Here is a 13,678-nt window from a genome sequence, read left to right on the forward strand (position 1 = left end):
CGACCTAGGATGACCGCATGCCGACCGAGACCCCCGCAGCGCCCGACATCGACCTGTCCGCGGGGAGCGTGGAGGTCACCCGCCGCATCTGCGACATCGCGTCGGTGTCCGGCGACGAGGCGGCGCTCGCCGACGCCATCGAGCGCGCGCTCGCGGGCTGCGCGCACCTCGAGGTGCTCCGCGACGGCGACGCCGTCATCGCCCGCACGCACCTCGGCCGCGACCGCCGCGTCGTCATCGCCGGCCACATCGACACCGTGCCCCTCAACCGCAACCTGCCCACGCGCACCGAGCACGAGGACGGCGTCGAGTACCTCTGGGGCCGCGGCACGGTCGACATGAAGGCGGGCGTGGCCGTGCAGCTGGTGCTCGCGGCCGAGCTCGCGGATCCCGCCCACGACGTGACGTGGATCTGGTACGACCACGAGGAGGTGTCCGACAGCCTCAACGGCCTCGGCCGCCTCGCCCGCACCCGTCCGGAGCTCCTCGAGGGCGACTTCGCGATCCTGGGCGAGCCCACCCGCGCCGAGATCGAGGGCGGCTGCAACGGCAACCTGCGCGTCGAGGTCCGCGCGTTCGGCAGGCGCTCGCACTCCGCCCGCGCGTGGGTGGGCGACAACGCCATCCACCGCATCGCCCCCGTGCTCGCGACGCTGGCCGCGTACGAGCCGCGCGATGTGGAGGTCGACGGGCTCGTCTACCGCGAGGGCCTCAACGCGGTCGGCGTCTCGGGCGGCATCGCGGGCAACGTGATCCCGGACGAGGCCATGGTGCACGTCAACTACCGGTTCGCGCCGAGCCGGTCCGGCGCCGAGGCCGTCGCGCACGTCACGAGCCTCTTCCCGGGCTTCGAGGTCACCGTGGTCGACCTCGCCGAGGGGGCGCGCCCCGGCCTCGACGCCCCCGTCGCGCAGCCGTTCCTCGCCGCGGTCGGCGGTGAGGCGCGCCCCAAGTACGGCTGGACCGACGTCGCCCGCTTCAGCGCGCTCGGCGTCCCGGCCGTCAACTACGGCCCCGGGGATCCGCTCCTCGCGCACCACGACGACGAGCGCGTCGACGTCGCCCAGATCGTCTCCTGCGAGCGCGGGCTGCGGGCGTGGCTGACGGCGCGCTGACCCGGCCGTCCCGGCGGCCGGCGCCCCGGGAGCGGGTCTCGGACGCCTCGGCCTCGCGCGTCCCGTGGTGGGCGGCGGTCCTCGGCGTCTACCTCGCGAGCCGCGTCCTCACCACCGTGCTGATGCTCGTCTCCGCGCGCAGCCAGATCCGCACGCCGTGGGCGAGCGCCTCCCCGTCGTACCTCCAGTTCGCCACCTTCTGGGACGCGGGGTGGTACCGCGACATCGCGACCTTCGGCTACCCGACCGTGCTGCCCGTCGACGCCGCGGGGCACGTCCAGTCGAACCCGTGGGCGTTCATGCCGGTGTACCCGGGCATCGTGCGCGCCATCCAGGACGCCACCGGCGCCCCCTTCGACGTCGCGGGCGTCGCCGTCTCGCTCGTGGCCGGCGCGGGCGCCGTGCTCGTGCTGCACCGGCTGCTGTCCCGCTTCCTCTCCCCGTCGTCGACCATGACGGCCGTCGTCATCGTCTGCGTCGCGCCGGTGTCGCCGATGTTCCAGATCGCGTACGCCGAGAGCCTGCAGACGCTGCTGCTGCTCACCGCGCTCCTGCTCCTCGTCGACCGCCGCTACGCGCTGCTCGCACCGGTCGCGGTCGTCATGGCGCTCACGCGGCCGCTCGGGCTGGCCTTCGCGCTCGCGCTCCTGCTGCACGGCGTCCACCGCCTCGCCACCGCGCGCCGCGACCCGTTCCCGCCGGCCGAGCGCGCGCGGCTCGTCCTCGCCACGATCGCGACGGGCGCCGCCGGGGTCGCCTGGCCCGTGGTCGCGTGGATCCGCACCGGCTCGATCACCGCGTACACCGACACGGAGCTCTCCTGGCGGGCCGCCTACGTCGGCTACCGCCACCTCGTGCCGTTCGAGGCCTGGTTCGACGCGGGCGACTTCTGGATCGGGGGCGTGGCCGGCGTCGTGGCGGTCCTCGGCGTCGTCGCGGCGTTCGTGCTGATGCTCACCCGGCCCTCCGTCCGCGCCCTCGGCCCCGAGCTCCGCATCTGGATCGCGTGCTACGGCCTCTACCTCTTCGCCGTGTTCTTCCCGCAGTCGAGCGTGTTCCGGCTGCTGCTCCCCATGATCCCGCTCGCCGGCGCGCTGGCCGTCCCGCGCTCGCGCGCGTACCGCGTCGCGGTGGTGCTCGCGATGGTCGCGGGGCAGTGGCTCTGGATCGACCTGCTCTGGCGGGCCACCGCGGGGGACTGGACGCCGCCGTGACGCCTCCTCCGCGCCCCGCGCCGCGCTCCCTCCACCGCCGTGCGGGGGCCCGCGCGGCCTAGCACGCCGTCACGCGTTCATCCATGTGCCTGTGCATACGGGATAATGGAGCCACATCCACGAAAGGGGAGCCGAATGGCAGCCATGAAGCCCAGGACCGGCGACGGACCGATGGAGGCCGTGAAGGAGGGCAGGCTCATCATCGTGCGCGTGCCCTTGGAGGGCGGCGGCCGTCTGGTCGTCTCCGTCAACGACGCCGAAGCGAAGGAGCTTCACGACGCCCTCGCCGCGGTCACCAGCGCGAGCTAGTCGGAACGCGCATCAGACGACACCGCCCGCCCCGTCGTCGACGGGGCGGGCGGTGTCGTCTGCACCCGGGCTCCCCAGCGGCCCCGACCGCGGGACGCGGCGCGGACGCCGCGGCGGTCAGCGCCCGGTCTTGGCTATCTGCAGCAGGCCGTCTCCGGCCGGTGACAGCGCGGCGACCACCGCTCCGGACCCGGCCGTCTCCTGCACCAGCGTGCGGAACGCCGCCGTCTGCGCATCCCGTGCCGCCGGGTTCTGCACGCGCCCGCGCCACAGCGCGTGCGGCACGAGCACGAGGCCGCCCGTGCGCGCGAGGCGCAGGCCGTGCTCCACGTACTCGATGACCTGGGCCGCATCGGCGTCCACCAGCACGAGGTCGTAGCTGGCGTCGCTCATGCGCGGCAGCACGTCGAGCGCACGGCCCGTGATGAGGCGCACGCGGTTGGCGGGCACCTCCGCGTCGGCGAGGATCTCGCGCGCCGCCTGCTGGTGGTCGAACTCGACGTCGATGCTCGTGAGGATCGCGCGCGGGGCCCCGCGGAACACGCAGAGGCCGGAGACGCCGGCGCCCGTGCCGATCTCGATGACGCTCGTGGCCCGGGTGGCGGCGGCGAGGAGCGAGATCTGCGCTCCGACGGCGGGGGAGACGGCTTCGATGCCGAGCTCGCGGGAGTGCTGGCGCGCGAGGGCGATGTGCTCGTCCTCGACGACGACGTCCTCGGCGAACTTCCATCCGGTCTCCTTGTCGGACACGCGGCACCTCCTCTTCCGGGTCCCCAGGGTATCGGCCCGGCGGTCGCCCTCCCGACCGGCGAGCGGGTCCTCGCGCCTGTCCGCGCAGCCGCGCGACGCCTCCAGCGACCCGCCCGCGGACGTGCGCCCGCGCACGGAGGGAGATCAGGTGCCGACCGACTAGCCTGTGATCATGTTCGGCCTGACGTTCGAGAAGCTGATGCTCATCGGCATCATCGCCGTGTTCCTGCTCGGCCCCGAGCGGCTGCCGGTCTACACCCAGAAGCTCGCCGACCTCGTGAAGGCGGCGCGGCGCATGGCCACCGGCGCCCGCGAGCGGATGCGCGACGAGCTCGGTCCGGAGTTCGACGAGGTCGACTGGAAGAAGCTCGACCCGCGCCAGTACGACCCGCGCCGCATCATCAAGGAGGCGCTCTTCGAGGACGAGCCGGTCGTCACGAAGCCGCGCGTCCCCGTCGAGACCACGATCGCCCGCCGTCAGCGCCTCGAGCGCGAGGCGGCCGCCGCGTCCGCGCAGCCCGCGCCCTTCGACGCCGAGGCCACCTGACCCGCACCATCCCGCCCGGCCGCCGGCTCACCCGCTGCCGCTGACGCGCGCATCTACCGGCCGCTCATCCGTTGCCGTCGACGCGCGCGTCGACTGCCCGCTCACCCTCCGCCGCTGACGCGCGCGTCCACCGCTCGCTCATCCGCTGGCGCTGACGCGCGCGTCCACCGCCCGGGCCTCCTCCCGGAGGGCGTCCACCACCGCGCGCACCGACGGTCGCTCCGCCCGATCCGGTCGCAGCAGCACGTGCAGGTGCCGCTTCGACGCGACGCCGGTGAGTCGCTTCACGACCACCCCGTCGTGCTGGCCTGCCGTGTAGCGGGGGAGCAGCGCGATGCCGTGCCCGGCCGCCACGAGCGACTCCGTGATCCGGGTGTCGCTGAACCGCTGCACCACACGCGCCGGCGCGCCGACGGCCTGCTCGATGTCGAGGAGGATCCGGTCGAAGGGCAGCCCCTGGGGCACGCCGATCCACGGCTCGCCGGTCAGGTCCGCCGGGCCCACGGATGCGCGTGCGGCGAGGCGGTGATCCGTCGGCATGGCCACGTCGAGCGGCTCCACCAGGAGCGGCACGATCACGAGGCCGAGCCCGCGCCAGGTGCCCGCCCCCGCGAGGGAGTGCGCGATGACGACGTCGAAGTCGGCGGTGAGGTCGGCGAACGCGGCGGAGGTCGGATCCCGGTCGCTGGCGCGCAGGGTGAGGTCGGGGATCCCGGCGACGCGGTCGAGCAGCCCCGGCAGGAGCATCTGCGCGGCGGTCGGGAACGTGGCGAGCGTGACCTCGCCGGACGGCTGGTGCCGGAAGTCCTCCCAGAGCGCCTCCGCGCGCGCCACCGCGACGGCGATGTCGGTGGCCGTGCGGGCGAGCGCGCGGCCCGCATCGGTGAGCACGACGCCCCGACCGGAGCGCTCGGTGAGCGGCACGCCAGCCTCCCGCTCGAGCACCTTCAGCTGCTGCGACACGGCCGACGGCGTGCGTCCCGCTGCACGGGCGACGGCGCCCACGCTGCCCCGGTCGGCCAGTTCGCGGAGCAGCTCGAGACGGCGGATGTCCATGTAGGCAGGCTACACAGCGAGGCAAGGACTATGAGCTTGTCCTGAACGGTCACGGGTGGTCCCATGGAGGTGCGGCGGAGTGCGCCGCCGTCCGTCTTCCCGCAGGAGCTCCCCATGACCGTCTTCCTCATCGCCGTCGCCGCCCTCTCCGTGTCCGCGATCGCGGGCACCGTCGTCGTCACCGCGCGCGACGGCTACCGCGCCGTGCCGACGCGCACGCACCGCAGCCACGTGTAGTCGACGCCCACGCACGACGAGGAGAACGGCAGCCCGCGGGCTGCCGTCCTCCTCGTCGTGCGGCGCCCATCAGGCGGGGTGCGCCACGCGCTCACGGAGCGCGGTGGCGGCGAAGCGCGCGGCCGCCTCGCTGCCGAAGGCGCGGTGGAACTCGGGATCGGCCTCGTAGCCGTCCGCGACGCCGCGCACCATCGCCGCGGTCGTCGGCACATCCCCCGCGTGGGCGGGCGTGCCGGGGATCTCCGCGAACCACGCCAGGTGCGCGTCCGCGTGCTCCCGGGCGGCGGCGGATCCGGGGGCGTGCCCCTCCTCCTGGATCTCCCGCCAGCGCATCAGCAGCCCCTCCGCCCGGGCCTTCCACGCGCGCTGCCGGCGGACGCCCATGGCGTGCCACCACCCGTGCGCGGCGTCGAAGGCGTCACGCCCCCAGCGCGCGACGACCTCGTCCTCGTAGGCGTCGTTGAAGCCCTGCAGCATCACGTCCATCCGGGGCCCGAGGCCCTGCCGCCGCATGTCGAGGGTGTGCTCCACCGCGGCGATGCGCTGCTCGAGGAGGGCACGCTCCGCGGCCAGCCGGACGAGGTGCGCTTCGAGCGCGCGGACCTCGGCCGCCGGGGTCTCCGGGGCGTCGAGCACCGCGCGGATGTCGGGGAGCGACATGCCCGTCTCCCGGAGCAGCAGGATCCGCTGCAGCCGGGCCACCGCGACGGGTCCGTAGTGGCGGTACCCGTTCGCCCCGATGCGGTCCGGCAGGAGCAGGCCGATGCGGTGGTAGTGCCGCAGGGTCCGGCCGCTGATGCCCGCGCGGTCGGCGAGCTCGGTGACGGTCCACTCCATGTCGCGCTCCTCCGTCGTCGATGCCGGGTCCAGTCTCACGCGCTCGGTGCCGGGTCGAGGCGCGGCAGGGCCAGGCGCAGGATCTCCGCCGCCGGCGTGCGCACGCTGCGCGCCGCGGTCGTCCCCGTCTCGGCCAGGTACCCCTCGACGATCCGACGCCCCACGGCGTAGCCGGCGCCCGTGGGCAGGCCGACCGACGCGATCCCCAGGCGCTCGGCCGTCGCGTCCCCGAGCACCCAGGCCGGGAAGTCGTGCATCCCGGTGCGGTCGAGCGCCGCGACGACCTTCGCGAGCACCGCGTCGTCGTCGCGCGTCGCGTCGGCCACGAAGTGGGTCCAGCCTGCCTCGCCGTGGAGCTCCGCGGCGAACGCGTCGGCGAGCCCCTCGGCGACGACGTGCTCGCCGACGGTCACGGTGGCGGGGTCCCAGACCACGCCGCCGGGGGAGTAGCGCACGTTGTGGTGGAGCTCGTGCACGGCGATGGCCTCGAGCCGGTCGAGCACGCGCGGAGTCGGCCAGAGGGCGACGGAGATGTAGCCGCTGATGCCGCCGAACGCCGACAGCCCCTGCACCTCGTCGACGAAGTGCGGATCGTCGGGGTCGCCGAGGACGAGGAGGACCGTGAGGTCCGGGATCGCCAGCGCGGGGTCGGCCTGCCGGAGCGCGCGGGCGCCGTCCGACAGGGCGCGGCCGATGCGCGACCACCCGTCGGCGGCGACGAGCGCGTCGAGGCCCTCCCGCGCGCGTCCGCTCGGGTCCTGCTCGTCGAAGCCGAAGCCCCGCCGGTGCACCTCGGCGAGGTCGAGGTCGCCCGGCGCGAACCGGTACATGCCCGCCATCGGCTCCCACATCGTGCGGACGAGATCGGTGCGGGCGGTGGGCGGGGCGTCGAGGATCCGCCGCATGGCCGCGGCGCTGTCGATCACGGTGATGTCCATGCGTCCGAGCATGCGGGGTGACGCAGGGGCAGGGTCCAGCGGCGGGTCGGGCGCGACGCCGCTCGTCAGGAGACGGACAGGCCGAGCCGGCGGCCGGCGAGGCCGCGGCCGCGGGACGCGAGGTGGTCGGCGACCTCCTGGATCCGCCGGGCCGCCGGATCTTCGGGCGTCGCGAGGACGACCGGTGCTCCCGCGTCGCCGCCCGTCCGGAGGGCGAGGCTGAGCGGTACGCTCGCGAGCAGCGGCACGGGCGCATCCTGCCCGGCGGAGAGCCGTCGGGCGACCTCCTCGCCGCCGCCGGCCCCGAACAGCTCCAGCACGGATCCGTCGGGCTGGACGAACCCGGCCATGTTCTCGACGACGCCGACCACGCGCTGCCCCGTCTGCCGCGCGACGAGCCCGCTGCGCTCGGCGACGTCCGCGGCGGCGGGCTGCGGCGTCGTGACGACGAGCACCTCGGCGTGGGGGAGCAGCTGCCCGACCGTGATGGCCACGTCGCCCGTGCCGGGCGGCAGGTCGAGCAGCAGCACGTCGAGGTCGCCGAAGAAGACGTCGGTGAGGAACTGCTGGATGGTGCGGTGCAGCATCGGCCCGCGCCAGGACACCGCGGTGCCGCCGGTGGCGTCGGGGTCGAGGAACATGCCGATGGAGATGACCTTCACACCGTGCGCGACGGGCGGCAGGATCATGTCGCCGACGCGCGTGGGCTGGGCGGTGCGGCCGTCGGCGTCGACGAGGCCGAGGAGCCCCGGGATGGAGAACCCGTGCACGTCCGCGTCGACGAGGCCCACCGCGAGGCCCTTCGCCGCGAGCGCGACCGCGAGGTTGGCGGTGAGGGTGGACTTGCCGACGCCGCCCTTGCCGCTCGTGACGGCGTAGACGCGCGTGAGGCTGTCGGGGCCGAACGGGATGCCGCGCTGGGCGGCCGGACCCCGCAGGCGCTCGGTGAGCGCGCGTCGACGCTCGGGGCTCATGACGCCGACCGCGAGCTCGAGCCGCGCGACGCCCGGCACCGCGGTGACGGCCTCGCGGACGTCGCGCTCGATGCTGGTGGCGGCCGGGCAGCCGACGATCGTCAACGCGATGTCGACGTGCGCGACGCCGTCGGCCTCGACCCGCACGTCGGAGACCATGTCGAGCTCGGTGATGGGGCGGCGGATCTCGGGATCGACCACCCGGCTGAGCGCGCGCCGGACGTCGTCGGCGGTCACGGAGGGGGCGCGGGGATCGTCAGCGGCCATGCGTCCTGCGGGTGCCGACGCCGGTCGCCCCGTCGGTGCCCTCGGCGTCGTCCGACTCGGGCTCGTCCCGGCGGTCGAGCTCCTCGAGGAGCTGGCGGAGCTCGGCGCGGATGAAGTCCTTCGACGCCACGTCCTTCATCTGCAGGCGCAGCGACACGACCTCGCGCGCGAGGTACTCGACGTCGGCCACGTTGCGCTCGGCGCGCTGGCGGTCCTGTTCGATCTGCACCCGGTCGCGGTCGTCCTGCCGGTTCTGCGCGAGGAGGATGAGGGGCGCCGCGTAGGAGGCCTGCAGCGACAGGATCAGCGTGAGGGCCGTGAAGCCGAGGGCCGCCGAGTCGAAGCGCGCCGACTCCGGGCCGTACGTGTTGTAGCCGATCCACGCCACGCAGAACGCGGTGAGGCCCACGAGGAACCAGGGCGTGCCCATGCCGCGCGCGATGGACTCGGTGAAGCGGCCGAACCGGTCGCTGCTGCCGCGCGTGCGCAGCGGGAGGACGGTGGTGCGGAGGCCCTTGGGGGCGTCCAGGCGGATGTCGCGGTTACTCTGCCGTGCCACGGGGGATCCTCCGTCCTCGTACGGGTCCTGCGATGGGGATGGCGGCCGTGGCCGTGCCGTGGAACCGGGCGGTCGCGCGCTTGCGCGTCTCGCGTTCCGCGTCGGCGCTGCGCCAGTCGTCCGGCAGCAGGTGGTCGAGCACGTCGTCGATCGTGACGACGCCGACCAGGCGGTGGTTCTCGTCCACCACGGGCACGGACACGAGGTTGTAGCTGGCCATGATCCGGGACACCTCGGCCGCGCTCGTGTCGGCGCGCACGGGTTCGAGGCCCTGGTCGAGCAGCGTGCCGAGGCGCTCGTGCGGCGGGTAGCGCAGCATCCGCTGGAAGTGCACCATGCCGAGGAAGCGTCCGGTGGGCGGCTCGTAGGGCGGCAGCGTGACGCACACGGCCGCGCCGAGGGTGGGCGCGAGCTCGTGGCGGCGGATGAGCGCGAGCCCCTCCGCGACCGTCGCGTCGCCCGAGACGATGACCGGGTCCGTGGTCATGAGGCCGCCCGCGGTGTCCGGCGCGTAGCTGAGGAGCATGCGCACGTCGTCCGCCTCCTCCGGCTGCATCAGCTCGAGGAGGGCCTCGCCGCGCTCCTCGGAGAGCTGCGCGATGAGGTCGGCCGCGTCGTCCGGCTGCATCTGGTCGAGGACGTCGGCGGCGCGGTCGTCGTCCAGGGTCGCCATGATCTCGACCTGCTGCGACTCCGGCATCTCCTCCAGCACGTCCGCGAGGCGCGCGTCGGGCAGCTCCTCCGCGACCTCCAGGCGCCGGGCCTGGGGGAGGTCGAGCAGGGTGTTGGCGAGGTCGGCCGGGAGGAGGTCGGAGTAGGCGGCGAGGAACTGCGAGGCGGACTGCGCGACGCCCTCGTCCTGCAGCTCCGCGACCTCCTCCCACGCGGCGAAGATCGTCGCGCCCTTCGCGAAGGGCGAGGGGCTCGTGCGGGGGCGGCGGCAGAACAGCTGCGCGACCTCCCACTCGGCCTGGCGGGACTCCTCGATCGCGACGTCCTCGATGACCGCGGTGCCGGATCCGTCGCGCATGCTCACGCGGCGGCCGAGGATCTCGGCGATGACGCGCACCTCGCCGCCGCGCTGCTCGAAGCGGCGCAGGTTGATGAGGCCGGTGGTGATGATCTGGCCCGAGCCGATGCTCGTGACGCGCCCGATGGAGAGGAACACGCGCCGCTTGCCCGGCACCTCGACGATGAGGCCCACGACGCGCGGCGGATCGTCCTTGCGGTAGACGACGAGCACGTCGCGCACGCGCCCGACGCGGTCGCCGGCGGGGTCGAACACGCTGCACCCGGCGAGCCGGGCGACGAAGACTCGGGAGGCGCTCACGAGGCCAATCTAGTCGCTCGCCCTGCCCCCTCCCGGCCGCCCGTGGAAGACTGCACGGGTGACCTCCCCACTGATCGGACGGACCCCCCGCGCGCGCATGCCCCAGCTCCCGAAGGGCGAGCCCGTGGCCACCTACGACACCTACGACGAGGCCCAGAAGGCCGTCGTCGCGCTCGCGGAGGCCGACTTCCCGGTCACGCAGGTGAGCATCGTCGGCAACGAGCTCACGAGCGTCGAGCGCGTCACCGGCAAGCTCACCTACGCCCGGGCCGCGGCGGCGGGCGGTGCGAGCGGCGCCTGGCTCGGCCTCTTCCTCGGCCTCGTCACGTTCCTCTTCTCACCCGTGCCCAACGTCTCGTCGGTCATCGGCGCGATCATCATCGGCCTCGGGTTCGGTGCGATCTTCGGCATCGTCAGCTACAGCATCACGCGCCGGCGCCGGGACTTCACCTCGGTCATGCAGGTCATCGCGACGAGCTACTCCGTGGTGGTCGAGCCCGACTCGCTGCACCGGGCGCGGAACGTGCTGGGTCTCGGGGCCCCGACCACCTCGGTGTACGGGGAGCCGGTCGTGACCCCTCCCGCGGCGCCGAGCCGGCCGCCCGCGTCGCGTCCGGCCGGCCCGTACGGGGAGCGCGTGCCCGAGCAGGGCGGCGGATCCGACGCCCCCGAGCCGACGGCGCCGCCGACGTCGACGGACCGGCCCGTGGGGGAGCAGGGCGCGCAGGGCGCCTAGCTGTACTTCCCGGTGAGGTTGTGAACGCGTTCGGCGGGCGTCAGCCCGCCGAGTGCGGTATGGGGTCGGTGCCGGTTGTAGTGGTGGATCCAGTCGGGGTAGGTCGCTGAGCGTGCCTCATCGCTGGAGTAGAGCCGGTCGTAGGCCCATTCGGTCGCGAGGGTCCGGTTGAAGCGTTCGACCTCGCCGTTGGTCCGTGGGCGGTAGGGGCGGGTGCGGCGGTGCGTGATGGTGCCGAGCGCTGCGGCGAAGGCGCGGGATCGGTAGCAGGCGCCGTTGTCGGTCATGACTGCGGTGACGGTGAAGCCCGCGGTCTCGAAGAACGCATTCGCGCTCTGCCAGAACCCGGCCGCAGTCTCCTTGCGTTCGTCGGTGTGCTGCTCGGAGTAGACCAGCCTCGAGTAGTTGTCGATGGCGTGGTGGAGGAGCGCGTAGCCCCTGCCGTGCTTCTTGTTGTGCCTGTTCCCCACGACCCGGCCGAGCATGCGGTGCCCGCCGCCGTCTGGAATCCGACCGAGCTTCTTCATGTCGACATGGACGAGTTCCCCGGGTGCAGCAGCTTCGTAGCGGACCGGCCGTGCTCGCCGGACCGGGAGTCCGGTGGCCTGATCAAGGTGAGCGAGCCGTGGCATCCGGTACCGATTCAGGACCCGCTCGACCGTGGAGCGCGGGACGCGGAGGTGGTAGCCGATGCGGTGCGGGCTCCATCGTCGGGTGCATCTCAGCGCGACGATGCGCCGCTCCAGATGGCGACCCGTGCGCGTCGGTTGTCGACGCGGGCGAGAGGAACGATCCGTCATCGGCAACCCGGCCGCCTAGCGACGCGCCCACTTCGATGCGGTCGCTGGTGAGCACTGGAACCGCTCCGCCGCGCGCCGGACCGACCATCCGTCCTCGACGATCAACCGGGCAAGACGAAGCCTGCCCGCGGGCGTGGACGGGGCGTTAGCGTGAGTCACGAAGACCTCCGTGGAAGATGCGTGTGTGGTAACCCACATCGTCCCGGAGGTCTTCGTCATCTGCCCCTGCGTTCACAACCTCCCGAGGAAGTACAGCTAGCGGTCAACGCGACCGCGTCGCTCGTCGCTTGATTTAGCAGCTACTAAAGAACTCCCCCGAGGTCACTCGCATCCAGTGATGTTGATGCCAACTTACTTGATTTCAGCTCCGGCCTCGACGGTGCGACCGGCAAGGGGCTCGTTGAGCTTCACAAGGGCGGAGCCTTCGTAGGCGACAGTCGCGCACGCCTGTGGCGCATCGGGTAAAGTCCCTTGTCGAAGAGTGACAGTAATTGAATCATCGTATTCTTCGACCACTGTTCGGATCCCATAGCAATCAGGATTGTCGCCCGTATAGAAGACTCTTACGTGCGTGTCGTCGACAAGTTCTGAGCGCTTCCAGTCCAGAACCGACTCGTCCTTGAGGTCAGATCGAGACTGAACGTCTGCCGGGCCGGATGGGATTGCATTCGGCGCTGCACCAGCACTCGAGCCAGTATTTCCACCGGAAGAACCCGAAGAGTTCATCGAGCACGACCCGAGTAGGAGTGCAGCACCGACTGTCGTCATGCAAACGGATAATGTGCGCAACGTCGTCTGGCTCATAGGCTCCGTTCTACCAGTCCTTGTCGGCCGCGCCGTACATGTCGGCTACAGCGCCCCGGAGTGGGGCCCGTTGATGTTGGCATAGCCATCGGCGGGGCCCCAGGACGACACGGACATGATCACGCCCAGCCCAGAGGAATTGCTGTAGTCGCGCAACCAGGGTCCGCCCGATGCTCCGCCTCCCCAGTTGCAGCCCGACATGCCGTGGAAGCGGTAGAAGTCGAGGTACCGGTTCTCGCTGCCGCCCCAGCAGGCTTGCATGACCTCTCCGCTACTGACGTTCGCCGGATATCCGAAGAGCGTTGCGTCGAAAACATTGCCTGTCCACGTCATTCCGTGTCCTCCAACGGCGTTGACAACGGTTGATCCACTCGCGTTGGTATTAGTGGTGACCATTGCGAAGTCGGAGGCAAAGCCGCGTCCCGTTGCCCCGAATCCAATCCAGTCGTCCATTGTGCGGAAGTAGTTAGATGTGAAGGTGCCGTGGGGGCGGGCTCCGTTGTGATATTCGGGAACAAATGCCCAGTTCTGGTGCCAGCTACCACCGGGCCCCTTATGGACGCAATGGCCGGCGGTAGCAACAAGCCGCCTGGATGGGCTGTTCAGCGCAGAGCCTGAGCATATTTTGTTCTCGCCGGTACTAGCGTCACGAAAGTAGATCTTACCGTTTGTTGGCGAGAAGTTCGACACGGGAGTGACGTCTCGTGCTGCATCGCCGACAGCTTTCGCCGGGGCAGGCTTGACATCTTCTGCATGGACCTCTTCGTCAGCATACTGCTTGAAGTAGCGCTGCGCGTCTGCCATGGTGGCGTCGTCGACCTTCGGCATTTCTACGGGGGTCGCCTCGGCCATTCGCTCATCGGTCCAGTAGTCCAGAATCAGTTGATCGTCACTTGAATGTGAGCGCAACTCGGGCCGAGCTGTTGAGGGGTGGGCTTCGTCGACAAATACGGGAGCCTTGGCGCCGGTGCTGTGGCCCGACGTGGGAAGCGCATCCTGTCTTGATTCTGCCCCGGCAGGGCTTGCGATAGCAGTGGTTGCAATGAGGGCGACGGGTATCACCGCAGATATTGCGACTCGTTCTAGTTGTTTGATTATAGACAATGGACTCCCCTGGGGTTCGGCACAGCTCGGGTCTAACCGCAGTCTGTCGTCGACATAAGGCGCTAACCGTAGAGCCTTATTCGCCGATTTTGCTGCGGCAA

The 13,678-nt window shown here is 71.8% G+C and carries 14 protein-coding genes and 1 pseudogene; 6 read left to right on the plus strand and 9 right to left on the minus strand.

Translation table 11 applies throughout. From position 1 onward, the window contains the following. The first annotated feature begins 17 nt into the window (after positions 1 to 17). The 3 genes from dapE to ACU4ZT_RS06045 all read left to right on the plus strand — a co-directional run bounded on the left by dapE (position 18) and on the right by ACU4ZT_RS06045 (position 2,638). Positions 18 to 1,115, plus strand: a complete 1,098-nt coding sequence (gene dapE / locus ACU4ZT_RS06035) for a succinyl-diaminopimelate desuccinylase (protein ID WP_063072910.1) — start codon at positions 18 to 20, stop codon at positions 1,113 to 1,115. After that, a complete protein-coding gene (locus tag ACU4ZT_RS06040; protein ID WP_063072960.1) occupies positions 1,097 to 2,329 on the plus strand; it encodes a hypothetical protein in 1,233 nt (410 codons plus the stop codon). The genes dapE and ACU4ZT_RS06040 overlap by 19 nt, the downstream gene beginning before the upstream one ends. A gap of 135 nt (positions 2,330 to 2,464) precedes the next feature. Then, positions 2,465 to 2,638: a DUF3117 domain-containing protein gene (locus tag ACU4ZT_RS06045; RefSeq protein ID WP_012037866.1), complete on the plus strand. Its 174-nt coding sequence runs from the start codon at positions 2,465 to 2,467 to the stop codon at positions 2,636 to 2,638. 117 nt (positions 2,639 to 2,755) lie between these two features. Here ACU4ZT_RS06045 and ACU4ZT_RS06050 read toward each other — a convergent pair whose 3' ends face one another. Continuing rightward, positions 2,756 to 3,388: an O-methyltransferase gene (locus ACU4ZT_RS06050; RefSeq protein WP_063072911.1), complete on the minus strand. Its 633-nt coding sequence runs from the start codon at positions 3,386 to 3,388 to the stop codon at positions 2,756 to 2,758. A 172-nt stretch (positions 3,389 to 3,560) separates the two neighbouring features. Between ACU4ZT_RS06050 and ACU4ZT_RS06055 the strand changes: the two genes are divergently transcribed. Then, a complete protein-coding gene (locus tag ACU4ZT_RS06055; protein ID WP_012037868.1) occupies positions 3,561 to 3,935 on the plus strand; it encodes a twin-arginine translocase TatA/TatE family subunit in 375 nt (124 codons plus the stop codon). A gap of 138 nt (positions 3,936 to 4,073) precedes the next feature. Here the strand turns inward: ACU4ZT_RS06055 and ACU4ZT_RS06060 are convergent, their stop codons facing one another. Continuing rightward, on the minus strand, positions 4,074 to 4,991 hold the full coding sequence (locus ACU4ZT_RS06060) for a LysR family transcriptional regulator (RefSeq protein WP_063072912.1): 918 nt from the start codon (positions 4,989 to 4,991) through the stop codon (positions 4,074 to 4,076). Positions 4,992 to 5,105: 114 nt separating this feature from the next. Between ACU4ZT_RS06060 and ACU4ZT_RS06065 the strand changes: the two genes are divergently transcribed. Continuing rightward, positions 5,106 to 5,228, plus strand: coding sequence for a hypothetical protein (locus tag ACU4ZT_RS06065; RefSeq protein ID WP_255414062.1), 123 nt, complete (start codon positions 5,106 to 5,108; stop codon positions 5,226 to 5,228). A 69-nt stretch (positions 5,229 to 5,297) separates the two neighbouring features. Here ACU4ZT_RS06065 and ACU4ZT_RS06070 read toward each other — a convergent pair whose 3' ends face one another. From ACU4ZT_RS06070 to ACU4ZT_RS06090, 5 genes are all read right to left on the minus strand, one after another. Continuing rightward, positions 5,298 to 6,065 (minus strand): MerR family transcriptional regulator, encoded by a 768-nt coding sequence (locus tag ACU4ZT_RS06070; protein WP_445338356.1) that lies wholly within the window; start codon positions 6,063 to 6,065, stop codon positions 5,298 to 5,300. A 35-nt stretch (positions 6,066 to 6,100) separates the two neighbouring features. After that, positions 6,101 to 7,003: a DUF2268 domain-containing putative Zn-dependent protease gene (locus ACU4ZT_RS06075; RefSeq protein ID WP_270979314.1), complete on the minus strand. Its 903-nt coding sequence runs from the start codon at positions 7,001 to 7,003 to the stop codon at positions 6,101 to 6,103. A 65-nt stretch (positions 7,004 to 7,068) separates the two neighbouring features. After that, positions 7,069 to 8,244, minus strand: coding sequence for an Mrp/NBP35 family ATP-binding protein (locus tag ACU4ZT_RS06080; protein ID WP_445338358.1), 1,176 nt, complete (start codon positions 8,242 to 8,244; stop codon positions 7,069 to 7,071). Beyond that, positions 8,234 to 8,803: a DUF1003 domain-containing protein gene (locus ACU4ZT_RS06085; protein ID WP_063072915.1), complete on the minus strand. Its 570-nt coding sequence runs from the start codon at positions 8,801 to 8,803 to the stop codon at positions 8,234 to 8,236. Before ACU4ZT_RS06085 ends, ACU4ZT_RS06080 begins: the two co-directional genes overlap by 11 nt. After that, entirely contained in the window at positions 8,787 to 10,133 is a 1,347-nt protein-coding gene (locus ACU4ZT_RS06090; protein ID WP_063072916.1) for a magnesium transporter MgtE N-terminal domain-containing protein, read from the minus strand. Before ACU4ZT_RS06090 ends, ACU4ZT_RS06085 begins: the two co-directional genes overlap by 17 nt. Before the next feature lie 58 nt (positions 10,134 to 10,191). Here ACU4ZT_RS06090 and ACU4ZT_RS06095 point away from each other — a divergent pair, with 58 nt between their 5' ends. Continuing rightward, on the plus strand, positions 10,192 to 10,869 hold the full coding sequence (locus tag ACU4ZT_RS06095; protein ID WP_063072917.1) for a YflT domain-containing protein: 678 nt from the start codon (positions 10,192 to 10,194) through the stop codon (positions 10,867 to 10,869). Here the strand turns inward: ACU4ZT_RS06095 and ACU4ZT_RS06100 are convergent. Together ACU4ZT_RS06100 and ACU4ZT_RS06105 are read right to left on the minus strand one after the other, a co-directional pair. After that, positions 10,866 to 11,828 (minus strand): annotated as a pseudogene (locus tag ACU4ZT_RS06100) (IS481 family transposase). The gene ACU4ZT_RS06095 and the pseudogene ACU4ZT_RS06100 sit on opposite strands and share 4 nt — an antisense overlap. Positions 11,829 to 12,518: 690 nt before the next feature. Further along, on the minus strand, positions 12,519 to 13,325 hold the full coding sequence (locus tag ACU4ZT_RS06105) for a trypsin-like serine peptidase (protein WP_445338360.1): 807 nt from the start codon (positions 13,323 to 13,325) through the stop codon (positions 12,519 to 12,521). Positions 13,326 to 13,678: the final 353 nt, after the last annotated feature.

Source organism: Clavibacter davisi (genome assembly GCF_052751415.1).